Genomic DNA, 25,153 nt, shown 5'->3' on the forward strand with positions numbered 1-25,153 from the left:
CACCGCACCTAAGTTTTCGGCACCTCTCTCCACCCCCCCCCCCGAGACCGAGGAGACCACCCCCATGCGCCACAGACACGCCCGAACCAGCGCGTGTGCCGTCATCGCCGCCGTCGGCGCGCTTGTCCTGACCGCGCTGCCCGGTTCCGCGGCGGCCGAGTCCGTAAGGGCGGACTCGACGACTCCGCAGCCCCCCCACCGGTCGGCCGCCGAGACCCTTTCCGTCGGTGCCACGTCCGACGCCGTCTACCAGGCGATGCAGCGTGACCTCGGCCTGAACCGGACGCAGGCGGAGCGCCGGCTCGCCAACGAGGCGGAGGCGGGCGCCGTCGCCGGACGCCTGCACAACAAGCTGGGCGCTTCCTTCGCCGGAGCCTGGGTCAGCGGCACCACCTCCGCCACGCTCACCGTGGCCACCACCGACTCCGCGCGCCTCGCGGCCGTACGGGCGGCGGGTGCGCGCGCCGTCCACGTACCGCACACGCTCGCCCAACTCGACGCCGCCAAGGACAAGCTGGACCGCGCGTCCGCGCGCCGGGCCGCTCCCGAGGCGTCCTCGTGGGCCGTCGACGTCCGGACGAACACCGTGCGGCTGCGCGCCGCCGACCCGGCCGCCGCCCGGTCGTTCGTGGCCGCCAGCGGCGCCGACCGCGGCCTCGTCAGCGTCGGCGCGACCGCCGAACGCCCGCGCCCGCTCTACGACATCCGCGGCGGCGACGCCTACTACATGGGCGGCGGACGCTGCTCCGTCGGCTTCGCGATCACCCGCGGCAGCCAGCAGGGCTTCGCCACCGCCGGCCACTGCGGCCGCGCCGGAACCTCCACCACCGGTTACAACCAGGCCGCCCAGGGCAGCTTCCAGGCCTCCACTTTCCCGGGCCGGGACACGGCCTGGGTCGCCGCCAACAGCAGCTGGACCTCGACGCCGTACGTCAAGGGCCAGGGCGGCCAGAACGTACGGGTCGCCGGGTCCACCCAGGCGGCCGTCGGCGCCTCGATCTGCCGCTCCGGCTCCACCACCGGCTGGCACTGCGGCACGATCCAGCAGCACAACACCAGCGTCACCTACCCCCAGGGCACCGTCAGCGGTGTGACCAGGACCTCGGTGTGCGCCGAGCCGGGCGACTCCGGTGGCTCCTTCATCTCCGGCAGCCAGGCGCAGGGCGTCACCTCCGGCGGCTCCGGCAACTGCCGCTCCGGCGGTACGACCTTCTACCAGCCCATCAACCCGCTGCTCCAGGGGTACGGCCTCACGCTGAAGACCAACACCAGCGGCTCCGAGGACCCCGGCCCCAGCGAGCCGAGCGGTACCTGGGCCGCCGGCACGGTCTACGAGGCGGGCGCCGAGGTCACGTACGGCGGCACGACGTACCGCTGCCTCCAGGGCCACCAGGCGCAGGAGGGCTGGGAGCCCGCGAACGCGCCGTCGCTGTGGGAGCAGGTCTGATCCGTCGTTCCGAGTCCGGGTCCCGCGGCCCCGAATGCCCCTGAGGGCCGCGGGAACAGCTGAGGACCACTGAGGTACGGAACCGATCCGCACCGGTCCCCGTACCGCCCGGGGCCGGCTGGTACGAGCGCTCGCGTACTGGCCGGCCCCCTTTTGCGTTGCGTTGTCGCGGTGCTGTGGCGCCGCGACATCGTGCTGTCGGGCCGTCACGTGGTCCGGGTGCCGGTGTCCGGGGCGGCGTCCGCGGTCCGCCCGGGGCCCTGCCGTACCGTCCCGGTCCGTACGGAATCCGTCCGGCGCGCGGGCACGCCGGACGGGCGGGCACTGATCACCAAAGTGCCCTCCTCGATCTGGTAGTCCAGCGGCAGCCCCAGGCCGCGCATCGCCGCCACCATGCCGGTGTTCGACGCGTGGGTGATCGCGTAGACGCTTCCGCAGCCCGCCTCGGCGGCCATCGCGACCAGCCGGCGCAGCAGCTCCGAGCCGATGCCGCGCCGCTGCCACGCGTCCTCGACCAGCAGCGCCACCTCGGTCTCCTCGCCGTCCCACAGCAGGTGGCCGAGCGCCACCAGCCGCCCGGACGCGGTCTCGACCGCGAGCGTGCGGCCGAAGCGGGGCGAGAGCAGATGTTCCACGTAGCGCTCGGCGTCGGCGACCGGGCCGTGGTAGCGCATCGCCAGCGTCCGGGACGAGCAGCGGTCGTGCATCTCGCGGGCCGCCGTCAGATCGGCGGGATCGGCGCGGCGCACCGTGATCGGGTTGCCCTCGGGCAGGGTCAGCACGTCGCGGCGCGGCGGCACCCGGTGGCCGAGCCGGGCGTCCAGCTCGACGAGCGCCCGTACCCGCGCGAACTCGGTGGGCGTGAAGGGAAGGTGCGGGCGTTCGATGGTGACCGAGCCCCCGGACGGGTCGCGGAACGTCATGGTGTGCTCTTCGAGGATGCCCTCGTCCGGCACCGGCTCGGCCTCCGGGCGTCCGTTCCGGGTCCCCGCGGGCACCGAACGGATGGTGCAGCGCCCCAGCAACTGGCGTAGTGCGAGCGGAAGTTCGGCCGAGTCCAGGGCCGTACGGGTGGCCAGTCCCAGCATCCGGGTGGGGGCGTCCACCAGGTCGTGGGCGTCCGCGCGCTCCAGCCAGGTGTGGGCGCCGCCGGCCGAGGCCACCGCCCGGGTCAGTTCCTTCGCGGGCAGCGGGGCGGGGGCGCGCAGCAGGAACTCGTCCACCGTCCCGTCCGACAGCGGGTGGGTCTGGAGGCTCAGGATGTCCACCCGGTGCCCGGCCAGCGCGGCACACAGCGCGGCGAGGCTGCCCGGCTCGTCCCGCACGGTCGTACGCATCCGCCACAGCGCCGTCTCCTGCGGCTCCCCTTCGGGGCCGGCCGGAGCCGCGGGCGCTGCGGCGCCCGTATCGGTCGGCGGCGGCGCGTGTTCGTGGCGGCGTGACCACCAGGTGTGGAACGCGGCCGTGGCGATCAGCGCGACCGCGGCGCAGCACAGCAGCACCGGTCCCGACGGGCCGTGGGCGATGGTGTTGGCGATGGCGTCCGCCACGGACACGGCGGTGAACAGGGCCGCCAGCTCGACCAGGTCCCGCCGCCAGTGGTGGCGGCGGGAACTCTTGGCAGATGTCGCGTCAGTCATGCAGACCAGCGTCGTCGACGGGTGTTGCCTGATCGCGAACGCTCTGTGACCGATGGGTAAAGGACACAATCGAGGCAAAAGGCGGCGGTTGTGTCGGTTGGCCAGCGGGTGCAGACGAACCGACGGGCCCGGTCGGCCCGGCGGGCGCGGCGGAACCGGTCGGCCCGGTGGGTGCGGTGGTTCCGGAGGCTTCAGCCACCCCACCGGCCCCATCCGGTTCGCTTCAGCCCTACCGCCCCGGCTGGCCCACCCGCCCCGGCTGCAACGACTGGCTGAACAGCACCTGCCCGCTGTCCTGCCGCAGCCGTACCGTCAGTTCGCCGCTGTCCCCGTCGATGTCCACCTCGCCGAAGTACTGCGGACTCTCGGCGGGGGAGACGTTCGCCCGCCGCGGCGCCTTCACGAAGGGCTGCGCGGGCCCGAACGTACCGTCCAGCGGCACGGCCGGGAAGCCGCCCGCGTTCAGCGGGCCCGAGACGAACTCCCAGAACGGCGCGAAGTCCTTGAAGGCGGCGCGCGACGGGTCGTAGTGCTGGGCGGAGGTGTAGTGCACGTCGGTGGTCAGCCACACCGTGCCCGTGACGCGCCGGTGCTTGATGTGCCGCAGCAGCTCCGCGATCTGGAGCTCCCGGCCCAGCGGTGCGCCCGGATCGCCCTGTGCCACCGCCTCGAAGTTCGCCGTGCCGTCCGCGACCACGAGCCCGAGCGGCAGATCGGAGGCGATCACCTTCCACACCGCGCGGGATCGCGACAGCGCCCGCTTCAGCCAGGCCAGCTGCTCGGCGCCGAGGATGCCCTGGCGCTCGTCGGTCTGCCGGTTCGGGGAGTTGGCGTTGCGGTACGTGCGCATGTCCAGCACGAACACGTCCAGCAGCGGCCCGTGGTTGATCACCCGGTAGACCCGCCCGCTGCCGCCAGGCCGGAGCGTACGGATCGGGAAGTACTCCCGGAAGGCCCGGAAGGAACGCGCCGCGAGCACGTCCACGTCCTTCTCGGTGTACCGGTCGTCGTCCAGGATCTGGCCCGGGTACCAGTTGTTGCGCACCTCGTGGTCGTCCCACTGGATGACCGTGGGGACCTGCGCGTTGAAGCGGCGCAGGTTCGCGTCCAGCAGGTTGTAGCGGAAGGCGCCGCGGTACTCCGCCAGTGTCTCGGCGACCTTCGACTTCTCCTCGGTGGTCACATTGCGCCAGATCCGGCCGTCGGGCAGTCGCACACTGGCCTCGATCGGACTGTCGGCGTAGATGTTGTCGCCGCTGCACAGGAAGAAGTCCGGGTCGCGGCGGCGCATCTCCTCGTAGATCCGGTAGCCGCCGAGCTCCGGATTGATGCCCCAGCCCTGCCCGGCGAGGTCGCCCGACCACGTGAAGCGCACGCCGTCCCGGCGCCGGTCCGAGGCCGTACGGAACGTGCCGGTCACCGGCTCGCCCGTACGCCGGTAGTCGTGGGGGTCGGCGAGCAGCACCCGGTAGTGGATCTGCTCGGCGGACGGCAGGCCGTGCAGCGCGGTGGTGCCGGTGAAGTCCGTACCGGGGCCGAGGACCGGGCCGTGCCAGGTGCGGGCGTTGCGGAACGACTCGGTCGCGGCGGTCTGCACGAGCATCCGGGCCGGCCGGTCGGAGCGCGCCCACACCAGCCCGGACGAGGTCGTCACGTCACCGGTCTGCACGCCCCACAGGGCGTTCGGCCGTCCGGCGCGGGCCTGGGCGGGCGCCGTGCCCGTGGCGTTCGCTGCCGCGGTGCCCGCTCCCGGGGCGCTCGCTCCCGCGGCGTGCGCTCCCGCGGCGTGCGCGACGCCGGGCAGGGCGAGCGCCGCGGTGCCGAGCGCCGCGCCGTGCAGCACCGACCGCCGGTCGACGCCTCTGCCGGATGCCTGCGCCATGTGAAACCTCCCGTGTTACGACCGATCTTGGTGACGCTCCCGTTCGTACCGTCGCCCGGTGCCCCGCCGCCGAACGCGGAGTGAACTCCAGGGGGCGGGCCGGGGCGGGGTGGCCCGGTCCGGGCCGGTTCCCGGCCCGGACGCCGCCTAACGGGCCGTGTCGAGGACGACCCGGGCGACCAGCGCCGGATCGTCGTTCATCGGCACATGCCCGCAGCCCGGCAGCCGGACGAGGCGGGCGCCGGGTATCGCGTACTTGGCGCGTACGCCCTGCCGGCGCAGCAGCAGCCGGTCCCGGTCGCCCCAGGCGACGGTCACGGGAATGTCCGGTACGTCATCGGTGAACAGTACGGCGCGGCCCGCCGCCAGGCTGGGTGCGAAACCGGCCGCGGCGCGCAACGCCTCGGTCTCGGCCACCACCGCCGCCGCCGAACGGCGCCCGGGATGCGCGTAAATGGTGCTCGTCAGGGAGGCCCGCCCGGCCGCCGAACGCGCCAGCAGCCCCACCGCGGGCCGCGGCAGCAGCTTCGCGCCGGCCCGCATACCGCGCAGGACCCCGAAGGCGTACCGCCGCTCCGCCTGCGTCCAGAAACCGCCGGGGGACAGGGCGGTCACCGACCGGACGCGCTTGACGCGGCCCAACTCCAGGGCCAGCAGCCCGCCGAGGGAGTTCCCGGCGATGTGCGGCCGGTCGAGGCCCAGGGCGGTGAACGTGACGGCCAGCAGCGAGGAGACCGAGCCGAGGTCGTAGGCCATCCCGGGCGGCAGCGCCGGGGAGGCGCCGAAGCCGGGCAGGTCGAGGGCGATCACCTCGTGGGAGGCGGCGAGGATGTCGCAGACCGGTTCCCAGGCCTGGAGGTGGTGCCCGATGCCGTGCAGGAGGACGATCGGCGGGCCCGAGCCCTTGCGCTGGTAGGCGACGGTGCATTCGGGCCCGCCGGGCGGTGTGACGTGGGCGAAGGAGAGCGATGCGGTCATGAGGGCTCCGTAACGTGGCGGATGTCCTGCTGGGTGTCCGGTCGGTGGAGGTGGCGGAGACGGTGGCGGGGGAGTGCGGGTACGCGGGGCGGCGCGCAGGAACACCATGTCAGCGATGGCTACCGAGGGGTAGGCAGCGGTTCGCGGAGCTTGGACGGAGTGGCCCTGTCCGCGCCCCGACCGGTGCCCGGTGGCGCGCCCCGGTCTGCCCGCTGTGCCGCACACCACGCCTCCGTGCGGCACTTTCCGCCCGTTTCCGCTGGACAACGCCCGGTCGGCCCGCTGGGATGAAGGCGTGGACGAAGGGGTGGACGAAGGCGTGCAGACCGACTCGGCAACCGATGTTTTCCAGGAACACCGCCCCGTGCTGCTCGGCGTCGCCTACCGGATGCTCGGCCGGGTGGCCGACGCCGAGGACGTGGTGCAGGAGGCGTGGCTGCGCTGGTCGTCCGCCGACCGGGAGCAGGTCCGCGAGCCGCGCGCCTACCTGGTGCGCGTCACGACCCGGCTGGCCATCGACCGGCTGCGGCAGGTCCAGGCGCGCCGGGAGGCGTACGTGGGCCCATGGCTGCCCGAGCCGCTGGCCACCGAATTCGGCGCCACCTTGGGCGCCACCACCGGCGCCGCCGCCGACACCGCCGAGCGCGCCGTCCTCGCCGAGTCCGTCACCCTCGCCGTCCTGGTCGTCATGGAGTCCCTGTCGCCGCTGGAGCGCGCGGTGTTCGTGCTGCGCGAGGCGTTCGGGTACCCGTACGCGGAGATCGCCACGGTCCTGGAGCGCGGCGAGGCCGCGGTGCGCCAACTCGCGGGCCGCGCCCGCCGCCACGTCGAGGAGCGCCGCCCGCGCTTCGAGGTCGACCCGGCCCAGCAGCGCGACCTGACCGAGCGCTTCCTCGCGGCGGCCGCGGGCGAGGATCTGCAAGGTCTGCTGAATCTGCTGGCCGAGGACGTACGCCTGGTCGGCGACAGCGGCGGCAAGGCCAAGGCGCCGCTGCGGATCATCGAGACCGCCGACAAGGTCGGCCGCTTCGTGATCGGCGCGACCCGGAGTGGTGTCCCGATGCCGGAGTTCGTCTTCCTGGAGCTCAACGGCGGTGTCGCGGTGGTGCTGCTGTCCGCGGGCAAGCCGGATTCGGTCTTCCAGCTCGACGTCGTGGACGGCCGCATCCAGACCGTCTACGTCATCCGCAATCCGGACAAGCTGGCGTCGCTCTCTGTCGGGGGCTGAGGGGCGGGAGGGGCTGAAGAACCGGGGCGAGGGCCGTGGGCTGACGATCCGAGGGGCTCGACGGCCCCTCGGACCGGCCCGCAGGGCGCGGCCGGCCGGTCGAGCCGGTCAGTCGGCCGCCCGGGTCGCGGTGACCATGCGGGTCCGCATCCACGGCCCGCCCCACCACATGCGCCAGCCCAGCTCGCGGACACCGACCCCGCTGACCGGCGACGCTCCGAGGACGCCTCCGTAAAGAGACACGGAACGGCCGATGTCGGCGATCACCAGCCGTCCTCCGGGACGCAGTACGCGCACCGCCTCGGCCACGGCCCGGCGCCGTCCTTCTTCGTCCTTGATGTTGTGCACGGCCAGGCTGGAGAGCACGACATCGAACCCGCCGTCGCCGAAGGGCAGCTCCCGAAGGTCACCGGTGTGCAGTTCCACCCGGTCCTGGACACCCTCGGCCTGCGCGTTGCGCGACGTGGTGCTCCGGGCGTTGCCCGTCTGGTCGGCGCTCCTCCACAGGTCCACGCCCACGGCCCGCCCCTCCGGCACCCGCCGGGCGCCGGCCAGCAGCACGGCGCCCCGCCCGCACCCGAGGTCCAGGAGCCGCTCGTCGCCCCGCAGCTCCAGCTCGTCCAGCAACTCTTCCCACACGGCGAACTTGCCGCGCCGCGTGGAGTGCGCATACAGCACGAAGGCGACACCCATCACCAACGCGCACAGAAACGGCAACCAGGCCACTCCCGGCCCCGGCCCCGAAAGCGTGGCGATCCCGGCCACCGCAGACCCCACGGCTCCGCAGCCGAGGCCGAACAGCGCGTACGGGGCATCGATGCCGTACGCCCCCTGCCGGCGCCCCCGCCCTCCGCCGGTTCCGCCCTGTCCTTCGCCGTCCTGTCCCTGTCCTTTTCCGACTCCGCTCAGCACGAGGAGCCCCCCTTAGTGATCATGACCGAATGCCGCGGTAATCCTACGAGCCGCCACCTGTACGGCCCCTGCGCGACGCCTTCGCGATCGATACTCCCCACAGGCCCTGGCCGCGGGCCGGGAACGGATCGGGTGATTGGTCTTGACCAAGGGTGGGGGCGGCCATATCGTCACAGGGATACTGCAACAACCTTTAATAAAGAAGCGCTCATATCCGGGCGCACGTGCGGGCCCCCTGACGGGCCCGTATCCCGGTGGGGACCACCCCCTCCGGGGAGACGGCCATGGCGGAGGACAGGGTGGGGACCACGCAGCTCGAAACGGCGCCGGAGCCGAAGTACTGGCACCTCAAGACCGTGCTCAGCGAGGCGCTCGACTCGGAGTTCTCGGTCGGGGAGATCCTGCCCAACGAACGGGAGCTGGCGGCCCGGTTCGGTGTCGCCCGTGCCACGCTGCGGCAGGCACTGGAGCAGCTGGAACTGGAAGGCCGCCTGCAGCGCCGCCGCGGTGTGGGCACGACCGTCGCGCCGCCCCGCGTGGGCGTGGCCGTCGACCCGGCGCGCCACACGTGGCCGGGCGCGCCCGGCGACGACTGGCGGCCCGTCGACGCCGTCGAGTCCCAGGACGTGCCCGCGGCCGTGGCACGCCTGCTGGAGCTGGTGCCCGGCGAGCAGGTGCACGTCGTGCACCGCAGCCGGGTCACGCACGGCCAGCCGGTCGCCGCCGAGCAGCTGTACGTGCCCGCGCGGTGCGTACCGGACGCCGCCGCCGGCGCAGCGGTGGACGCGCCGGCCCGCGCCCGCAGCGTGCTCGGCGAGCTTCAGCAGCTCGAACTGGAAGGCCAGGACCGCGCGGTCGAGCTCGGCTCGGCCCGCGCCGACGACGCCAGGGAACTGGACCGGCTGCCCGGCGCCCCGGTCCTGGTCGTCACCACCCGCTACTTCGCGGGCGGCCGTACCGCGGCCGTGGCACTGTCCACGTACCGCGCCGACACCTGCCGGCTCACCTTCGGCGACAACGAGGCCGACGCGGGCGTCACGGTCCTCGCAAGCTAGGCGGTGGGGCCCGCGGCCAGGGCTGAGCATCCGCAGGCCCAGTACGTTGACGGCCGAGGTCGCGAGCACCACTCCGCCGCCCCGGGGCGAGCTTCTGCACGGTGAAGTACGGCCCCTTGGCGTTGGTGGTCAGCAGCTGGTCGTACAACTCCTCACGCGTCGCCTCGAACGGTGCGGAGCCGGTGGCACCGGCATTGGCGAACAGGGCGCCGACCGTGCCGAACTCGGTCTTCACCCGGTCCGCCAGCGCATGGATCTGCGGCAGTGATGCCGTGTCACTGCGGACGGCGATCGCGTTCTCGCCGAGTTGCTCACGGGCGGCATTCAGCTTGCCCTGGTCGCGCCCGGTGATCAGGACGCGCGCGCCTTCGTCCGCGAGTGACCGGGCGGTGGCGAGGCCCAAGCCGCTGCTGCCTCCTGTGATGACGGCTTTCTGGCACTCGCGCCACGCAGGTCATGCGTGGCGCGGCGTCAGTGACCTGGCCGCAGCGTGATCACGACTTTGCCGTGGACGTGACGCCCGGCTTGCAGTGTCACGGCTTCGCGGATCTGCTCGATCGGGAAGGTGGCGGCGATCGGTACCGTGATCGCGCCTGCGAGGACCGCGTCGCCGATCCGCTCCCTGGCGTCCGGGCTCGCGTCGAATCCGCCGGTCGCGTGGACGCCGCCGGGAGGTTGGGGTCCTGCGGCGATCGTGGAGATCCGCTCGGGCGGCACACCGAGCGCGAGCGCGGTCTCGGCCGTTTCGATGCCGAACAGGTCGGTCGCCGCGCTCACGCCCTCCGGAGCCAGGGCTCGTACCCGGTCCGCCAGTCCGGGGCCGTAGGTCACAGGCTCGGCGCCGAGCTGGCGCAGGTACTCGAACGTGCCCTGGGCGGCGGTCCCGATCACTCTGGCACCGGCGAGCTCCGCCAGCTGTACGGCGAAGACGCTAACGCCGCCCGCGGCGCCGCCGACCAGGACGGTGTCGCCGGAACGCACGTCGATCGCGGCCAATGCGGCGGCGGCGGTCATTCCGGCTACGGGCAGCGTGGCCGCCACCTCGTCGCTGATGCCCTCCGGCGTGTGCCAGAGCGGCTCGGTCGTGCCGGTGGGGGTCTTGACCACCACGAAATCGGTGGCGGCCCTGCCCAGCGCGCCGCCGTGGACACGGTCACCCACAGCGAACCCCGTGGCGCGGGCGCCGACTTCGTCCACGATCCCGGCGAAGTCGAACCCGAAGCCGGCCGGCACGTCGGTGCCGAACCGGGCGGCGGCCTCGGGCTGCGAGGCGATGCCCCAGTCCATGGGATTCAGACCGGCGGCCGTGACACGGACCCGGACCTCGCCCGGCCCTGCATGGGGTTCCGGAGTGACGGCACCAGGTCCCGCAAGATGTCCGCATGGCCCGTTGGCAACCGCACGCACCCGAGCGACTGCTCATCGCCGCCCTTGAACTGTTCGAGGAGCGGGGCTACGACAACACGACGGTCGTCGAGATCACAGAGCGCGCGGGACTGACCAAGAGCACCTTCTTCCGGCACTTCCCGGACAAGCGAGAGGTGCTCTTCGGCGGGGGCGCGATGTCCGAATTGCTCGTCGACGCGTTCGACACGGCAACGGCCGGGGCCGGCCCCCTCGAAGCGGTGGCACATGCCCTGGACGCGATCGGCAGGAAAGCCTTCACCTCCGATCGACGGGAATTCAGCGCCCGGCGGTCGGCAGTGATCGCCGCCAACCCTGAACTGCGCGAACGTGAGGCACTGAAGGAACTCGGCCTCATCGCGTCGATGGCCGACGCGCTCAAGCGCCGCGGTGTTCCCGACCTGACCTCACGCGTAGCCGCCGAATTGGGCGCGCTCGCCTGAGAATCGCCTACGAGCGCTGGCGGGACGCCGCCGACCGCGACGACTTCGCCGAACTCGCGCGGCGGACACTCACCGAAGTGCGAGCGGCCGGCGCCTTGTGCTGACGGCATGCCCTCGGCACAGACCCGCTCCCACCGGCACCGGCCGCGACGCCGACTGCGGCACCGACCGCGGCACCGGCCGTGATGCGGGGCGCGTCGCAGGGCACCCCGTCGTGGCGGCCGGAGCGCCGCCGAGCGAGAATCGGCCCATGGTGAGGGTCGGATCGATTGTGCTGGGTGCTTCGGACGTGCCGCGTGCGGCTGCCTTCTGGATGCACGCCCTGGGATACGTACCGCGCGAGGAGATGGAAGACGACTGGGTGGTGCTGCGGCCCGCGGAGGGCACCGGGGCGCAGGTGTCCATCGGCCGGAGCGCGACGCCCGTCCAGGAGCGACCGCGGGTCCACCTGGACCTGTACGCCGAGGACGCGGTCGACCAGGCCGCCGAGGTCGAGCGGCTGGTGGCCCTGGGCGCCCGCCGGGTCGAGTGGGACCTCTACCCGGACGACGCCGACTTCGTCGTACTGGCCGACCCCGAGGGCAACCGCTTCTGTGTCATCGACACCGGTCGGGGCTGATCACCGGCCCTCCTTTCACCCGGCCTCCGCCGGTGTCGTCAGGAACGCCCGCACCATCGGTACGACGAGGTCGGCGCGTCTCGGCAGGTTGCTGTGGGTCGTCGCCGGGAGTACGCCGAGCCGTGAGCCGGGAATCAGCTCGTGCATCTCGACGGCGTGTTCCAGCCGGACGAAGTCGGTGTCCCCGACCAGCAGGAGGACCGGGGCTTCCAGCCCGGCCAGGGACTCGGCGGGCCAGCCCTCGAAGGAGTGCACCGTCGGCTGCAGCTTCTCGGCGAACGTCTCGAAGCGACTTGGATCGGGGGCGACTTTCACATACGCCTCGTACATCTCCTGGAAGTCGCCTTCGGTGGGCATCCGCGCGGAGCCCGGCCGGGCGTCGGGGGCGAGGATCTCCGCGTGATAGCCGTCGGGGCGGTAGTGGGTGGAGGCGAGCACCAGCCGGTTCACCCGCGCGGGCCGGGTGAGCGCCAGTTGGAGGGCGGTCAGGCCGCCGAGGCTGATCCCGAAGAAGTCCGCCCGGTCGATCCCGAGGTGGTCCAGCAGGGCCACCACGTCGTCGGCCAGGTGGGAGAGCGTCGGGGCCCGGTCGATGTCGCCGGTGTGGCCGTGCCCTTGCAGCTCGACGGCCACGATCTGGCGCGTCGTGGCGAGCGCGGGCAGTATGCCGCCGAAGGACAGGTCGATGGTGTGCAGCCCGCCGTGCAGCAGGACCAGGGGCTGTCCCGTGCCGTGGATCTCGTAGTACAGATCCAGACCGTTGACCCGCGCGTATCCCGCGGATGACGGATACGTGAAGGTCTCGGCGAGGGGTTCTGCGGGGGACTCGGTGGGAGTCCCGGCAGGGGGATCCGTGGGGCTTTCCTGTTGCTCGTTCATCGCGCTCTCCCCGGTTCGGCACGGCAACTGACCGTCCCCGAACGCCTGCTCGGCCAGGCTCCGGGGCAACTGGTCAGAACACTAGCCGGGGGGTCTGACAACGCCCGCGCGACCGACGCCGCGTCAGGGGTTGTTCAGATAGGCGAGGACGGCGAGGACGCGACGGTTGGTGTCGTCGTCATCGGTGATGCCGAGCTTCCCGAACATGGAGGTGGTGTATTTGCTGATGGCGCTCTCACTGAGGAAGAGCCGTCGGCCGATGGCCTGGTTGGACAGCCCTTCGGCCATCAGGCCCAGCACCGAGTGCTCACGCTCGGTGAGCCCGGAGAGCAGCCGGTTGGACGACCCGCTGGACAGCAACTTGGCGATCACGGCCGGGTCCATGGCGGTCCCGCCGCCGGCGACGCGTTCCAGCGCCTCGATGAACTGGTCGGCGTCGAACACGCTCTCCTTGAGGAAGTAGCCGACGCCACCGCCGCCGTCGGACAGAAGCTCGCGGGCGTACAGCTGCTCGACGTGCTGGGACAGGACCAGGACCGGCAGTCCGGGCACTTCGCGGCGGGCGGCCAGCGCCGCACGCAGGCCCTCGTCCGACTGGGCCGGCGGCATCCGGACGTCCACGACGGCGACGTCCGGCCGCCACGCCAGCAGCGCTTCGAGCGTTTCGGGCCCGGTGGCCGCCGTCGCCACCACCTGGTGCCCGCACGCCTCGATGAGGCGGACCATGCCGTCCCGCAGCAGGTAGAGGTCTTCGGCTACAACGATTCGCATGGCACCATCATCCTCACCCGCGTCGGACCGCCGTCCGGGCTGGTGATCTCCAGGGTGCCGTCGAAGACCGCGAGGCGGCGGCGCAGCCCCGCGAGTCCACCGCCGTCCTGCGCGAAGGCCCCGCCCCGGCCGTCGTCCTCGACGTCGACGACGAGCGCCGCCGCGTCCCGGGTGAGGGAGATCCGGCCCCGCGTCGCACGGGCGTGCTTGACCGCGTTGGTCACGAGTTCGGCGACACCGAAGTACACGGCGGACTCGATCGGCGGGTCGAGGCGCAGCCGTACGTCGGCGTCGACTGTCACTTCGAGCGGGCTGTCCAGGGCGAAGGCCCGGACGGCGTCGACGAGCCCCCGCTCGTTCAGCACCGGCGGGTTGATGCCCCTGACCAGTTCGCGGAGCTCGGCCAGCGACGCGGTGGCGCCCAGCCGCGCCTCCCGCATCAGCGCCCTGGCCTGCTCGGGGTCGGTCGCCATCAGCTTCTCCGCGGTCGCCAGCGACAGCCCGAGGCCGACCAGGCGGGCCTGCGCACCGTCGTGCAGATCGCGTTCGATCCGGCGGATCTCGGCGGCCTGCGCGACCGTCGTGTCGGCGCGCTGGGCCGTCAGCTCGTCCACCCGGTCCGCGAGTGCCATCGCGGTCGACGGGCGCAGGAACCGGACCGCCACCGGTCGGACGGACCGCCAGGCATACGGGGCGGTGGCGATCGCCACGACGGCGCCGAGCACCCCGGCCAGGCGCATGTGGAGTTCCGGCCGGCCGAATCCGAGGACCGCCGCCGTGACCGCGGCCGGCGGGACGGCCGAGGCCAGGCCCGCGGTGACCGGTGCGATCGCGGTGAAACGCAGGTCCCGCCAGTTGGCCGGGTCGCTCCACCGGGTCCGCCGGCGCTGGTCCAGGAGGGCGTCCCGGCGGGTGCGCTCGTAGGAGAAGCCGTTCCACCAGTACCCGGTGGACATGCGCACCACGGGTGGCGCCTGCCGGTACCCGGCGGGAATCTCGGTGGCCGTCCACTTCGCGACGAGGAAGCGCACCATCCGGCAGACCGGACGCGACAGGGCGAGCGTGCCCACACACACCAGGACCAACGGCGCCACCCACGACCAGGGGTTTGCCGCTCCCCACCAGATCCCCAGTGCCACGGCGGCGGCCCACACCGCCGGCACCAGCATGACGACGACCACCACCGCACACGCCCTCGCGAACCCTACGCAGGCACTGGTCACCCACGACATCATCGGTCGCACGATCCTTCCTTCTGCTTCGTCGCCCCGTCCGCGGCGTCCGCGGTTCCCGCGGTGGACCGGTACGGCCGGGCCGGCGGGACCGGCCGGTACGGCCCGGTGGTCCAACTCTGCACCGTACGGAGCCCCGCACCGCCCGGATCGGCGCCGGAGTGGGTCTGGCCCCACCCACCCGTGCGTCCAGGCCCACACCGGGCCGGGCCGGCCGGGGGCGACGGTTTCGGGCCGATGGTGCCGGGCCGTACGAGGTCCGCCTCTCAGCGCCGTGCTGTGACCGTTCCCTCCACGGCGAACAGTTCGCCCTCGACGTGGTCCAGCGCGAGCCGCAGGGCGCCCGTGGCCACCGCCGCTTCGCCGAGCACGGACAGCGCCACCTGGGGCGGGCGCAGACAGTAGCGGGCCAGCTCGGTGCGGAGCGGCTCCAGTACGTCGTCCAGGCCCGCGGCCCAGCCGCCGACGATCACCAGTTCCGGGTCGAGGGCGAGCACCAGGGCCGCGACGTCGTGCACCAGCCGCCGGATGAAACGGTCCATCGCGTCCCGGGCCCGCGTGTCACCGTCGCGCGCGAGGGCGAAAACCCGCGCCACCTGGGCCTCGTCCAACGGGTGCAGCGGCTGCCCGGTCGTGGACAGCAGCTTCTCCGGTGTGGCCTCGCGCCCCAGCAGGTGCAGCGCGCCGATCTCCCCGGCGGCCCCGCCGAAGCCGCGGTGCAGCCGCCCCCCGATGAGCGCGCCGGCCCCCGGGCTCAGGCCCGCGAGGACGAAGACGATGTCGTCCGAGGCGGCGGCCGCGCCCTTCCAGTGCTCGGCCACGGCGGCGGTGTTCGCGTCGTTCTCGACCAGGACGGGACACCGGAACGAGCGACGCAGCCGGTCGCCGAGCGGCAGCCCGGTCCAGCCCGGGAGCGCCGTGCCCAGCCGTACGGTGCCGTCCGCCTCCACGATGCCGGGGCTGCCCACCCCGACCGCCCGCAGCGAACTGCGGGCCACGCCCGCCCGCCGCAGCAGCTCGGCCACCGCGGCCCGCACCTTCTCCAGCCGTTCGTCCGCGGCCGCCGACTCCTCGACCGCGCGCTGCGCGGAGCCGAGCACCCGCCCGCCGAGGTCCGAAAGCAGCGCCGCCACCCGGTGCGGACCGATCTCGATGCCCAGCAGGTGCCCGGCCTCCGTACGGAAACGGAAGCGGCGGGCGGGCCGGCCCTGGCGCCGGGCCATGCCCTCGTCGGCGGGGACCTCCACCACCAGGCCGGTCTCGATCAGGCCCTCGACCACGCCCTCGACCGTGGGCCGGGACAGGCCGGTCACCTCCACGAGGTGGGTCAGCGTCGGGGAGTCGGCGGCGCGCAGCGCGTGCAGCACCACCGCGGAGTTGATCCGTCGCAGCAGGGAGGGGTCCCCGCCGGTTAGCCGCCCCAACGTCCGTCTCCCTCGCATTGCGTTTGTGGCGGATCGTAGCCGGTCAACTGGTGTGCGGCGAGTCCCGGGCGGTGTTCGGGGGACGGCCGGGAAGCCGTACGGGGACCGCGGGCGGGCGCCGCTCCCACCGTACGCACGGGCCCGGGTACGGCCGCCGGCGGCCTGACGCGAGGCCAATTGTCAGACCCCGGCTGTTTACTGACGGCATGACGAACGTGAGCACGGCGCAGCATCTGACCGCCATCGACCTCCTCCGCGGCCGCGACTTCCCCGACCAGCCGGTCCGCTCCGCCATGGTCGAGAGCGGCCCCGGGTTCCACGTCGCCCAGCTGCGCGGCGACGAGCAGCTCTGGGACGCCGACCCCGCGGACATCAAGGAGACCGCGCAGGAGTACCGGGCCGAGCTGGAGGGACTCATATCGGCTCTCTGCTTACGCTGGGGCGAGCCGGAGGTGCTCGACCTGGCGGACCACCTGGAGCGGGTGGCCATGGGGATGCCGGTCCGGCCGCCGCTCGACGTCCTGTGCGGCCGGGTGCCGTGCGTGCACGCCTGGCGTGCCGAGGGGCGCTGGATCGCGGTCGGCCTGGGGGAGGGCGGGCCCGAGATGCCGGTGTTCCAGCTGCTGGCGGCGGTCGGCCGGGTGGACACGGCGCGCTGACCAAGCAAAACGGGTGGCGGCGCCGGTGCCGTCGGCCCGGTGGGGACCGGCTGCACCGCCGACGCCACCCGTCCCGGGCCCGTGGGGTGCGGGGGCCGCGCGCGGACCGTACCGGCGCGGCCGTCCCTGTGTCCGTGCGCGGACCCGCCTCCGGGTGCGGTGTGCCGGTCCTGCTCGGACTGCTCGCTCTACTTGTCCTGGTCGCCCTGCCGGTCGCGGGAGTGCGCCCACGGGTGGCGCAGGCGGATCCAGATGTCCCGGGCCTGGCGGCCCGCCTCGGTCCGGCTGTGGGCCACCAGCTCGCGGGCCTGTTCCGGGGTCTCGACCATCGGCCCGGAGCCGCGCAGCGGCTTGCCCGCCGTCTCGTGCAGGAAGAAGGCGGCGATGAAGCCGATGACGCCCGCCACCATCAGGTAGTACGCGGGAATCATATGGCTGCCGGTGGACTCCACCAGCGCGGACGCGACCAGCGGAGTCGTACCGCCGAACAGCGACACGGAGATGTTGAACGCGATCGACAGCGCCCCGTAGCGCAGGTGCGTGGGGAAGAGCGCCGGCAGCGTCGAGGCGGAGGTGCCCGCGAAACACACCAGCAGCAGGCCCAGCACGAGGCATCCGAAGGCCGGGAAGAGGATTCCGCCCTGACGGATCAGCAGGAACGCCGGATAGGCGAGCGCCACGAGCGCGATGCTGGACGCCATGAACACCGGCCGGCGGCCCCACCGGTCCGAGGTACGGCCCACGGTCGTGATCGTCAGCGCGACGACGACCATGGTGCCCAGGACCATCAGCTGCGCGGTGGTGGCGTCCTCGCCGAGCGTCTCGGTCATGAACGTGGGGAGGTAGGACGTCACCATGTAGTTGGTGACGTTGTACAGCAGCACCAGCCCCATGCAGATCAGCACGGCTTCCCAGTGCCCGGTGAAGATCTCCTTCAGCCGGCCCTTGCCCGACTGCCGGGCCTCTTCGATGGGCGTGTCGCCGGAGCTCGCGTTCTCGGCCTCCTGCCGCGCGGCTTCCGCCTCCTGCTTGAAGGCCGGGGTCTCCTCCAGCTTCATCCGCATGTAGAGGCCGATGAGGCCGAGCGGTCCGGCGACCATGAAGGGGATGCGCCATCCCCAGCTCTCCAGGCCGTCCGTGCCCAGTACGGCGGTGAGCACGGTCACCAGGCCCGAGCCGAGGGCGTAGCCGACGAAGGTGCCGAAGTCGAGCCAGCTGCCGAGGAAGCCGCGGCGCTTGTCCGGGGCGTACTCGGCGATGTAGGTCGTGGCGCCGGCGTACTCGCCACCGGTCGAGAAGCCCTGCACCAGCCGGCACGCGAGCAGCAGCAGAGGTGCCGCGAAGCCGATGGAGTCGTAGCCGGGCAGGAAGCCGACCGCGAAGGTGCTGATCGCCATCATGATCATGGTGGCGGCCAGCACCCGCTGCCGTCCGATGCGGTCGCCGAGCGGTCCGAAGACCAGACCGCCGAGCGGCCGCACGAGAAAGGCCGCGGCGAAGGTGGCGAAGGTGGAGACGAGCTGGGCGCCGGGGGAGCTGGACGGGAAGAAGACCTTGCCCATCGTGGCCGCCAGATAGGCGTAGACCCCGAAGTCGAACCACTCCATCATGTTGCCGAGGGCGGCCGCCGTGACCGCACGGCGTACCTGCGGTCCGGGAGTGACGGTGACTTCCTCGACACTGAGCTGGTTTTTGCGTCGGCGCAGCAATGTGCGCAGCAGCCGGTCGGTGTCGGAGTTTCTTCCTCCGTCCGACCGCTTGTTCCGCCGGACGCGCGGCGGCTGAGGCTGACCGGTAGTCATCTCGTCCTGTCGCTAGGGGCTGAGCGGCATATAGGTAACTCCGAGTATCAACGCAAAGGTCGAAATCGGCATAACCAGCATAGGAGCGACACGAATGGGGCCAACGGAACGCTTGGCGGCATTTCGGCTCACTGGCCGTATCCATACGGCGCAACGCTTCCGAACGGCCCAACCGCTCCGCACGGCCCCACCACCCCGTGTGCCCTACACACAACGCACGCCTTACCCGTAACGCGCGACTCACACGTCCCGCGGGGCAGCTTCCTCGGCTCCCTCGGCGAAAGCCGCCGCGCGCAGCCGCCCGTACTCCTCCGCCAGGGCGGCCGGCGGCCAGTGCGCGTTGAGACCGCTGGGATTGGGCAGCGCCCAGATCCGGGTGTCGCCGATCGTGCGGTCCTGCGGCCCGACCCGCGCGTGCTTGTCGTCGAAAGCCACCCGATAGGCCGTCACCCCCGCCACGGCGAGCCACTTCGGCCGCAGCCGTGTCACCTTCTCGACCAGCCGCCGCCCGCCCTCGCGGAACTCCTCGGCGCTCAGCTCGTCGGCCCTGGCACTGGCCCGCTCGACGACGTTGGTGATGCCGAGGCCGTACGCGAGCAGCTCGTCCTGCTCGGCGGGCCGAAGGATCCGCGGGGTGAACCCCGACGCGTGCAGGACGGGCCAGAAGCGGTTGCCGGGCCGGGCGAAGTGGTGACCGGAGGCGGCCGACATCAGCCCGGGATTGATGCCACAGAACAAGGCCCTCTAGCTGGGTACGGCAGGTCAGAGCGGTGCCGATCTTCTGACCTGCAACGCAGCGCGCGTGTTCGAGCTGTTCGCTGCATCGTCGTGTAGTACGGTGCAGGGATTTGCATGATCGTTTTCCCATTGGTTTCCCAGTTTCCAGCCTGATCGAGCTGGAGGCAGGAAACGTGACCGAGGCGTCACAGGGGTCGGAGGTCAGCAATGGCCTCCGACTACCCGGCCTCGCTACCGTGCTGGGTGATCGCGCCGCCCCGAGTGCTGCTGGACAGTTCTGAGCGACGTGACAGAGCAACTGGCGGTGCTGCATGATCGTGACGATGTGCTCGTCGAGCAGGTGCTGCTTGGCGGCCGGGGCGCAAGCTCCCGCCGGCCTGAGCGAGTCGGCCCCGGTGCCACAGCGCCGAGAAATTCCAGTGGCCCAGTACGCCTCGCCGCGGCCTTCCAGCTCCCGAGGTCCCCCGCTCTCCTTGATGGACCTCACCGCCCGCCCCACGGACCAGCGAGCTGCTGTTCACCGTTCATGGTGCAGGCCCTCGCCGCCGGCGAACTCCAGCGGGATGTGCAGCGGGAACTGATGTACGGGCTGCGGGCCGTCGAGGCCAAGGGCAACAAGGGCGGGCGCCGACCCGCCATCCCGGCCGACAGGACCAACGACGTGCGCACCGCGTACCTGAACCGCCGGTCCATCGCAGCCCTCGCTCCAGTAAAGGATCGAGGTCAGGGCATCAGGCGTCAGCGCCACTCCGGAGGGACGTTCTCAAGCTGCGTCAGCAGATCCCAGTCCTGCGGCTTGTCGCTCGGCCTGAACACTCAGAACTGCGGCACACCCAGTATCCGCGAACACTTCGTACGCCTTCCAGCATCGTGTCCTCGATTCCGGACTCCGAACCACAGCAACCGCAGACGCTGTTGAGGGCGAGACCGCGCATCCGGAAGGGACCGTCGACGAAGCCGCAAATTCGGCACACACAGTCTTCGTCAAGGCTTCCCATCTCCTTCCTCCCTTGTGCCGTGGGCCGAGGCTGCCGCTCAAGCCCATGTCACTTTAGCGAATCCGTACCGGCCCTCATCCCTGGCTGTGGGATTAGGGCTCGCAGTCGGCAGGGAGTGCGCAGGGCCGACGCGAGGGATGTGGAACCCGAACACTTTCTCCGCGAGTTCCAGAGTGCGATGCCCGGTGCCCTCGAGCTCGGCCGAGCCGCCCTGGGGGGAGCAGAAGACCTACGTCCTTCATAGCGGCCACTAGGGACTCCGGCTCTTCACCCTTGATGGCTTCCTCGTTGGCGTCCTCGATCTCGAATTCTGCGACGGTGACACCGTCTCTCACGTGAGTGAAGAGGGAAGGGGCTGTGGAGCTAGCGAATGTGACTACTGCTTCTGCGCCCCGGGATGTCGCAGCTGCCGATGAAAGCGATAGCTCGGCCGGCTGCTCGTTCAAGATCGTCAGCTTCACGCGCCGCGACGGGCTGAGGTTGCTGAACTCGCCCCACTTGGCCGCCTATTGGAATATGGGCAGGTCGCCGGTCTGCTCGATGTAGACCCGCTTAATCCGCGCCACGCCGGCGTCGGCAAGGACGTGCGGCTTGGTGCGGGCCTACTCCAGCGTCTCCAGGTTCTCTCGTACGTCGATCGCTACTTAACAGCGCAAGGCTGCGCCAGTCGGCCCTCTTGCAGGACCGCGAAGAAGATAAAGGGGGCGATCGCGCTGCAGCTGGCCTCGGACCACCTCGCGGCGCTACGGCGTTTGATCATCGCCGTGGCCGGGGACCGCCTGGGCCCGGCCGCCGCCCGCACAGATCACGGGCTCACTCCAGACACGCTGGCCACCCTGCTCCGCCAGATCTCCGGCCAGCACCCAACCGTCACCTGAGAAGCCTTCTCCCAGCAGCCACCCCGGTGGACAGCTCCCCAGCCACCGGCCGGAGGATGTCAACTGCCACACTGCACAGTGGCGTTGAGGTTATGCAGCGCTCCTGTGGCTCCTGTGAGCCGTCCGTGGACAGCTCCGAGAAAGAGGCAAAGATGTCGGGTGAGTTCGACTACATCGTGGTGGGCGGCGGATCAGCTGGGTGCGTGCTGGCGGCCAGGCTCTCCGAGAGCGGGCAGAGTGTGCTGCTGATCGAAGGGGGAGGCGAGGACATGAAGGCGGAGCTCGCAACGCCCACGGCCTGGCCCCTGCTGCAGGGTACGGAGGTCGACTACGGCTACACCACGGTCCCCCAGGCGGGCGGCAGCCACCAGAGGCGGCCGTTCCCGCGGGGCCGGACCCTGGGCGGATCGGGCGCCATCAACGGCCTCATCCATCTCCGGGGACACCGTGCCGACTTCGACCGGTGGGCGGCGAAGGGATGCACGGGATGGGGGTTCGAGGAGGTCATACCCTACTTCCAGCGGATGGAGACCGTGCACGGCAAGGACCCGAAGTTCCGCGGCGACAGCGGGCCGCTGCGCCCGGCGCCCGCGCAGGAAAACAGCCATCCGCTCTCCCATGTCTTCGTCGACGCCGCGGCAGCGGCCGGACACCCGCTCACAGCCGACTTCAACGGCCGCGACCAGGAGGGCGCCGGCTGGCACGACCTGAACATCGTCGAGGGCAGGCGGCAGAGCACGGCGGCCGCCTACCTGCATCCGGTCCGGGCCCACCGGCCCCACCTCACCGTCTCGACCCGGTCCCGCGCGCTGCGCCTGCTCCTCGACGGCAGCCGGTGCACCGGCCTGGAGTTTTGGCAGCACGGCCAGCGGCACACCGCCCACGCCGCAGCCGACGTCATCGTCAGCTGCGGGGCCATCGACTCCCCCCGGCTGCTCCTGCTCTCCGGCATCGGTCCCGCGGACGAACTGCGCCAGGCGGGCATCCCGGTGCGCCACGACCTGCCGGGCGTCGGCCGCAATCTGCACGACCACCCGCTGTGCCCCGTCGTCTACGAGGCGAGCCGCCCCCTGCCCCCAGGGCACACCAGCCTCGCCGAGACGTCCCTGCTGTGGCGCAGCGACCCCCGCGCACAAGGCCCGGACATGCAACTACTGTTCATCCACGTGCCCTACCACCCGCCGACGATGCCGGCACCGCCCAACGGATTCACCATCGCGGTGGCCACCGTGCCGGACAGCCGGGGCTCGGTGCGCCTGGCCGACGCCAATCCGCACACCATGCCGCTGATCGACCCGGCCTACCTCGGACAGGAGTCGGACGTCCGGCGCATGCTGCAGGGCATCGCGATGGCACGGGAGGTCGCGTCGGCAGGTCCGTTCAACCGGTGGCGCTCGCGCGAGGTGCTGCCCGGGGGCGAGGTCACCGGCGAGGCGGAGCTGCGCGGGTACCTGGCGGCCGCCACCGGACCGTACTTCCACGCCGTGGGCACGTGCGCGATGGGAACCGGCGCCGACGCGGTGGTGGCGCCGGATCTGACCGTGCGCGGCCTGCAGGGCCTGCGGGTGGCGGACGCCTCGGTGATGCCGACGATCGTCTCGGTCAATACACATGCCGCGACGGTCATGATCGCGGAGAAGGCGGCGGACCTGATCCGCCCAAGCCGATAACGGCTCGGGCGGCCCACTGGCCAACGGCGAAGCAGGCCCGCGGAGGCGCCTCGATAGGAGCCAGCCACCGGCAACGAGCCGCCACTCCAGTGGTGCAGCCCTCTAAAGCCTTAGGAATCAGAGGAGTTGAGGGGTGTGGGCAACGGGGCAGGGCGCATCCCAGTACAGCGGGACGAGCTGGGGGATCGGCGCACGTGTTCCATTCCCGCCACGGGGAAGGCAGCGGTTCCCCTGCGGATTCGGCGTCCCCGGATGCCTAGCCTGCGCACACCAGGCCTTGGCTCACAGGCACGACAGCAGTTCGGATCGAAGATGCAGATGCTGGATGCCACCCTGCTGGAGCACCCCAGGAGCAGCGACAGTGTCGATGTGCTCGTGGAGAGTCGAGGAGGGCTGGTTGTCTACGACTCTGGCCTGGGAGGGCTCGAGACGCTCATTGCGGCGAGTGTGAAAATCGCAGTCGCCACCGGCAAGGCCCTGACAGTCGTCGAGGCCGAGCCGCTGCGAGACGACACGGCAGACCTCCTCGCGTAACTCGGCCTCGTCGACCACACCTTCCTCTCGTCCGTGCAGACTGTGCACTGGCCGACGGGCTTCGCCCCAGACTGTGTCCTGGCCATCCACGGCGATGTGCCTACGTGACACGGCTGTGTGGGAGCCGCTGCGCGCCGCAACCCAAGACGCCCAACGGGCACCTCGTCATCGCGCGCCACCCGGGCAGCAACATCCTCAGCGCCGCTACAGAACTGCCGGTCCACCGATTGACGGTCGGCGACTTCATGCCCTCTGCGGGGCCGGAGGCCGCAGTGGTCCCGCCACACCAGTCGGCCGTGCCGTTTGCAACGGCAGCCCGCAGAGACTCGTCACAGGATACGATGTTGCGTCTGTCCGCCCACGGCAGATCCCGGGAGCAGGGCCCTTTTACGGAAGCCTGCAGCCTCGCCGCGGAGATCTTTGCGCTCGACCGTGGCATCGAAGAGGCTGGTCCGTACACGGATGTTGCCGCTATGAGGCTACGCCGCGCGGGGTGAGCGAGGCTCTCTGTGTCGCGCTTGAGGTGCGCGACGGCCAGTCCTTTGTCTCACCTCCCGCCGCCGACCGGTTCGTTGCGGCCGAAGGCGCACGCCGCTACAGCGAGCAACAGGCCGACACTAGTCCAGGGTCGGGCAGGCAGGTCCAGAGCATCGGCCCCCAGCGGCCCGTGGGTCAGGGGGGCGAGTGGAAACCAAAACGCGTCGGCCGAACGCCAGACACGGGAAGAAGGCTGGGGCCCAACTGTCCCACTGCGGCTTAGCGAGGAAGCTCTTCGAATCCAGGCCCACTGAGCGGAGCAAAACCCCGAATGGGCCACCGCGTTCGTCGGGGAGTGCACTCCCAGCCGTGAGGAGTGGCTCAATCGGTTCTGGGACCAGACCGCCGCTCGGCGGTAGTCAGTGTGTGCCCGACGGATCCGGCACCGAGGAAGGCCCCGTGACAGGGGAGGAGCTCCAGCGGATGATGCCGGGAGGGCAAGATGCATGGACCCGACCACCGCGCACAGGCCAGCAAGCGCACTCCATGCGTCCGCCACAGAATTTCTCCTCGGTTAGGTGATCGGAAGACTCATCATGGGCTAGCCTCCGCGTCACCGCTGCCCGTTGGGACGAGGGCAGCCAAGAGGCGCGCCGGGCGGACCTGCGGCAGAACGTCGTTGAATCAGGCCGGTGCTGAGGAGGACCTGGTGGGGGTATTCGTCGTATGCGCGGCCAGCTGGCTCGTGGTCGCCGGGGCCGGGTTGCGCTGTTTGCGCGTCTGGCGTCGTGGAGCCGACCAGCTGTGGGCCCCGAGATGGGAGGCGCTGTCCGCGGTCCTAGGCGTGACGGCATTCGCCGTAATCTCAACCCTCCTGCTGCAGCTGCCTGTTGCGCCCCTTGCTCTCGCTGTCCTGGCTCTCGTGCTTACGGTGGCGGCCGGCGCCTCAGCGGTGGCCAAGTTGGTCGCCGCTCGCCGTAGTGAGTCCCAGGTGCGGGCCATGCGCGAGGAGATGGGGCTGGCCACCGAGAGGCGGATGCGCCGCCCGCTGACGGTCGCGCTGTGGTGGAGCGGGCCAAGTGTTGTCATGGCGACGGCGTGGATGGTGTCCGCCGCGATGCGCACCACGACGCACCCCGCTGCGGACGGCAGCTGGCCGGAAGTGGATTCAGCCTTGGAGGTCGCAATGGTCGTGGCCTTCATCGGCATTGGCCTCGGCTGCGCGCACGCAACGATCCAGTACCTGCGCCGCGACCGGGAACAGCGCCGCGTACGCGCCGCAGACAGCCAGTACCTCACCGCACGACCCGCCGACGAGCGCGACACTTAGCCTCCTCGGTCGCCGCCGTCCGGCGAGAGGCCGAGGAACGAGCCCTCAGGGCTGGAGCTGGCCCGCAGAATCAGCAGCAGCTCTTTTGCCCCCAGGACCGGAGCGCTCCCTCTACGCCATCCGCCTCACCGTCACAACTAGGGCCTGTCCGGT

General features: G+C 71.6%; 21 protein-coding genes and 2 pseudogenes. 10 read left to right on the plus strand and 13 right to left on the minus strand.

Annotation, left to right across the window (positions count from 1 at the left end):
* The first annotated feature begins 64 nt into the window (after positions 1-64).
* Positions 65-1,447 (plus strand): carbohydrate-binding protein, encoded by a 1,383-nt coding sequence (locus tag ACFV57_RS01065; RefSeq protein WP_385224317.1) that lies wholly within the window; start codon positions 65-67, stop codon positions 1,445-1,447.
* A 206-nt stretch (positions 1,448-1,653) separates the two neighbouring features.
* Here the strand turns inward: ACFV57_RS01065 and ACFV57_RS01070 are convergent, their stop codons facing one another.
* From ACFV57_RS01070 to ACFV57_RS01080, 3 genes are all read right to left on the minus strand, one after another.
* Positions 1,654-3,087 carry a GNAT family N-acetyltransferase gene (locus ACFV57_RS01070; protein ID WP_385224319.1) on the minus strand — a complete coding sequence of 478 codons (1,434 nt, stop codon included), beginning with the start codon at positions 3,085-3,087 and terminating at the stop codon, positions 1,654-1,656.
* 229 nt (positions 3,088-3,316) lie between these two features.
* A complete protein-coding gene (locus ACFV57_RS01075; protein WP_385224321.1) occupies positions 3,317-4,969 on the minus strand; it encodes an alkaline phosphatase D family protein in 1,653 nt (550 codons plus the stop codon).
* A gap of 147 nt (positions 4,970-5,116) precedes the next feature.
* On the minus strand, positions 5,117-5,947 hold the full coding sequence (locus tag ACFV57_RS01080) for an alpha/beta fold hydrolase (protein ID WP_385224323.1): 831 nt from the start codon (positions 5,945-5,947) through the stop codon (positions 5,117-5,119).
* A gap of 319 nt (positions 5,948-6,266) precedes the next feature.
* Between ACFV57_RS01080 and ACFV57_RS01085 the strand changes: the two genes are divergently transcribed.
* Positions 6,267-7,175, plus strand: coding sequence for an RNA polymerase sigma-70 factor (locus ACFV57_RS01085; RefSeq protein WP_385224626.1), 909 nt, complete (start codon positions 6,267-6,269; stop codon positions 7,173-7,175).
* Between the two features lie 108 nt (positions 7,176-7,283).
* Here the strand turns inward: ACFV57_RS01085 and ACFV57_RS01090 are convergent, their stop codons facing one another.
* Positions 7,284-7,901: a class I SAM-dependent methyltransferase gene (locus ACFV57_RS01090; protein WP_385224628.1), complete on the minus strand. Its 618-nt coding sequence runs from the start codon at positions 7,899-7,901 to the stop codon at positions 7,284-7,286.
* A gap of 485 nt (positions 7,902-8,386) precedes the next feature.
* Between ACFV57_RS01090 and ACFV57_RS01095 the strand changes: the two genes are divergently transcribed.
* A complete protein-coding gene (locus ACFV57_RS01095; RefSeq protein ID WP_385224630.1) occupies positions 8,387-9,142 on the plus strand; it encodes a GntR family transcriptional regulator in 756 nt (251 codons plus the stop codon).
* A gap of 21 nt (positions 9,143-9,163) precedes the next feature.
* On the opposite strand, the pseudogene ACFV57_RS01100 reads toward ACFV57_RS01095, so the two are convergent.
* A pseudogene (locus ACFV57_RS01100) lies at positions 9,164-9,566 on the minus strand (SDR family NAD(P)-dependent oxidoreductase); the annotation flags it as partial.
* A 47-nt stretch (positions 9,567-9,613) separates the two neighbouring features.
* A complete protein-coding gene (locus tag ACFV57_RS01105) occupies positions 9,614-10,549 on the minus strand; it encodes an NADP-dependent oxidoreductase (RefSeq protein ID WP_385224325.1) in 936 nt (311 codons plus the stop codon).
* Between ACFV57_RS01105 and ACFV57_RS01110 the strand changes: the two are divergent.
* Both ACFV57_RS01110 and ACFV57_RS01115 read left to right on the plus strand, forming a co-directional pair.
* Positions 10,525-11,093 (plus strand): annotated as a pseudogene (locus ACFV57_RS01110) (TetR/AcrR family transcriptional regulator). The gene ACFV57_RS01105 and the pseudogene ACFV57_RS01110 sit on opposite strands and share 25 nt — an antisense overlap.
* 146 nt (positions 11,094-11,239) lie before the next feature.
* Positions 11,240-11,608, plus strand: coding sequence for a VOC family protein (locus tag ACFV57_RS01115; protein WP_385224327.1), 369 nt, complete (start codon positions 11,240-11,242; stop codon positions 11,606-11,608).
* A gap of 15 nt (positions 11,609-11,623) precedes the next feature.
* Here the strand turns inward: ACFV57_RS01115 and ACFV57_RS01120 are convergent, their stop codons facing one another.
* The 4 genes from ACFV57_RS01120 to ACFV57_RS01135 all read right to left on the minus strand — a co-directional run bounded on the left by ACFV57_RS01120 (position 11,624) and on the right by ACFV57_RS01135 (position 15,914).
* Positions 11,624-12,487: an alpha/beta fold hydrolase gene (locus ACFV57_RS01120; protein ID WP_385224329.1), complete on the minus strand. Its 864-nt coding sequence runs from the start codon at positions 12,485-12,487 to the stop codon at positions 11,624-11,626.
* A gap of 123 nt (positions 12,488-12,610) precedes the next feature.
* Positions 12,611-13,258 carry a LuxR C-terminal-related transcriptional regulator gene (locus ACFV57_RS01125; RefSeq protein WP_385224331.1) on the minus strand — a complete coding sequence of 216 codons (648 nt, stop codon included), beginning with the start codon at positions 13,256-13,258 and terminating at the stop codon, positions 12,611-12,613.
* A complete protein-coding gene (locus ACFV57_RS01130) occupies positions 13,243-14,493 on the minus strand; it encodes a sensor histidine kinase (RefSeq protein ID WP_385224632.1) in 1,251 nt (416 codons plus the stop codon). Before ACFV57_RS01130 ends, ACFV57_RS01125 begins: the two co-directional genes overlap by 16 nt.
* Before the next feature lie 263 nt (positions 14,494-14,756).
* Entirely contained in the window at positions 14,757-15,914 is a 1,158-nt protein-coding gene (locus tag ACFV57_RS01135; protein ID WP_385224333.1) for an ROK family transcriptional regulator, read from the minus strand.
* 206 nt (positions 15,915-16,120) lie between these two features.
* Between ACFV57_RS01135 and ACFV57_RS01140 the strand changes: the two genes are divergently transcribed.
* Complete coding sequence (locus ACFV57_RS01140; protein WP_385224335.1) at positions 16,121-16,573, plus strand: hypothetical protein; 453 nt, start codon at positions 16,121-16,123, stop codon at positions 16,571-16,573.
* A 188-nt stretch (positions 16,574-16,761) separates the two neighbouring features.
* On the opposite strand, the gene proP is transcribed toward ACFV57_RS01140, so the two are convergent.
* The 3 genes from proP to ACFV57_RS01155 all read right to left on the minus strand — a co-directional run bounded on the left by proP (position 16,762) and on the right by ACFV57_RS01155 (position 20,572).
* Positions 16,762-18,294, minus strand: a complete 1,533-nt coding sequence (proP, locus tag ACFV57_RS01145; protein ID WP_385224634.1) for a glycine betaine/L-proline transporter ProP — start codon at positions 18,292-18,294, stop codon at positions 16,762-16,764.
* 321 nt (positions 18,295-18,615) lie between these two features.
* The gene (gene mug, locus ACFV57_RS01150; RefSeq protein ID WP_385224337.1) at positions 18,616-19,113 is read right to left on the minus strand and encodes a G/U mismatch-specific DNA glycosylase; all 498 of its coding nucleotides are present in this window, start codon (positions 19,111-19,113) and stop codon (positions 18,616-18,618) included.
* 1,090 nt (positions 19,114-20,203) lie between these two features.
* Positions 20,204-20,572: a DUF6461 domain-containing protein gene (locus tag ACFV57_RS01155; protein ID WP_385224339.1), complete on the minus strand. Its 369-nt coding sequence runs from the start codon at positions 20,570-20,572 to the stop codon at positions 20,204-20,206.
* Between the two features lie 48 nt (positions 20,573-20,620).
* Here ACFV57_RS01155 and ACFV57_RS01160 point away from each other — a divergent pair, with 48 nt between their 5' ends.
* The 4 genes from ACFV57_RS01160 to ACFV57_RS01175 all read left to right on the plus strand — a co-directional run bounded on the left by ACFV57_RS01160 (position 20,621) and on the right by ACFV57_RS01175 (position 25,000).
* Positions 20,621-20,989 (plus strand): hypothetical protein, encoded by a 369-nt coding sequence (locus ACFV57_RS01160; protein WP_385224341.1) that lies wholly within the window; start codon positions 20,621-20,623, stop codon positions 20,987-20,989.
* Between the two features lie 152 nt (positions 20,990-21,141).
* A complete protein-coding gene (locus tag ACFV57_RS01165) occupies positions 21,142-22,659 on the plus strand; it encodes a GMC family oxidoreductase (RefSeq protein ID WP_385224343.1) in 1,518 nt (505 codons plus the stop codon).
* 312 nt (positions 22,660-22,971) lie between these two features.
* Positions 22,972-23,193 carry a hypothetical protein gene (locus tag ACFV57_RS01170; RefSeq protein WP_385224345.1) on the plus strand — a complete coding sequence of 74 codons (222 nt, stop codon included), beginning with the start codon at positions 22,972-22,974 and terminating at the stop codon, positions 23,191-23,193.
* A 1,477-nt stretch (positions 23,194-24,670) separates the two neighbouring features.
* The gene (locus tag ACFV57_RS01175) at positions 24,671-25,000 is read left to right on the plus strand and encodes a hypothetical protein (RefSeq protein ID WP_385224347.1); all 330 of its coding nucleotides are present in this window, start codon (positions 24,671-24,673) and stop codon (positions 24,998-25,000) included.
* Positions 25,001-25,153: the final 153 nt, after the last annotated feature.

The organism is Streptomyces sp. NPDC059788 (assembly GCF_042732265.1).
Lineage (GTDB): Bacteria > Actinomycetota > Actinomycetes > Streptomycetales > Streptomycetaceae > Streptomyces.

Coding starts and splice junctions, on each gene's coding strand:
- ACFV57_RS01065 (WP_385224317.1), top strand. CDS start 65: ATGCGCCACAGACACGCCCGAACCAGCGCGTGTGCCGTCATCGCCGCC.
- ACFV57_RS01070 (WP_385224319.1), bottom strand. CDS start 3,087: ATGACTGACGCGACATCTGCCAAGAGTTCCCGCCGCCACCACTGGCGG.
- ACFV57_RS01075 (WP_385224321.1), bottom strand. CDS start 4,969: ATGGCGCAGGCATCCGGCAGAGGCGTCGACCGGCGGTCGGTGCTGCAC.
- ACFV57_RS01080 (WP_385224323.1), bottom strand. CDS start 5,947: ATGACCGCATCGCTCTCCTTCGCCCACGTCACACCGCCCGGCGGGCCC.
- ACFV57_RS01115 (WP_385224327.1), top strand. CDS start 11,240: ATGGTGAGGGTCGGATCGATTGTGCTGGGTGCTTCGGACGTGCCGCGT.
- ACFV57_RS01120 (WP_385224329.1), bottom strand. CDS start 12,487: ATGAACGAGCAACAGGAAAGCCCCACGGATCCCCCTGCCGGGACTCCC.
- ACFV57_RS01125 (WP_385224331.1), bottom strand. CDS start 13,258: ATGCGAATCGTTGTAGCCGAAGACCTCTACCTGCTGCGGGACGGCATG.
- ACFV57_RS01130 (WP_385224632.1), bottom strand. CDS start 14,493: ATGATGTCGTGGGTGACCAGTGCCTGCGTAGGGTTCGCGAGGGCGTGT.
- ACFV57_RS01140 (WP_385224335.1), top strand. CDS start 16,121: ATGACGAACGTGAGCACGGCGCAGCATCTGACCGCCATCGACCTCCTC.
- ACFV57_RS01165 (WP_385224343.1), top strand. CDS start 21,142: ATGTCGGGTGAGTTCGACTACATCGTGGTGGGCGGCGGATCAGCTGGG.
- ACFV57_RS01170 (WP_385224345.1), top strand. CDS start 22,972: ATGCAGATGCTGGATGCCACCCTGCTGGAGCACCCCAGGAGCAGCGAC.
- ACFV57_RS01175 (WP_385224347.1), top strand. CDS start 24,671: ATGCGCGAGGAGATGGGGCTGGCCACCGAGAGGCGGATGCGCCGCCCG.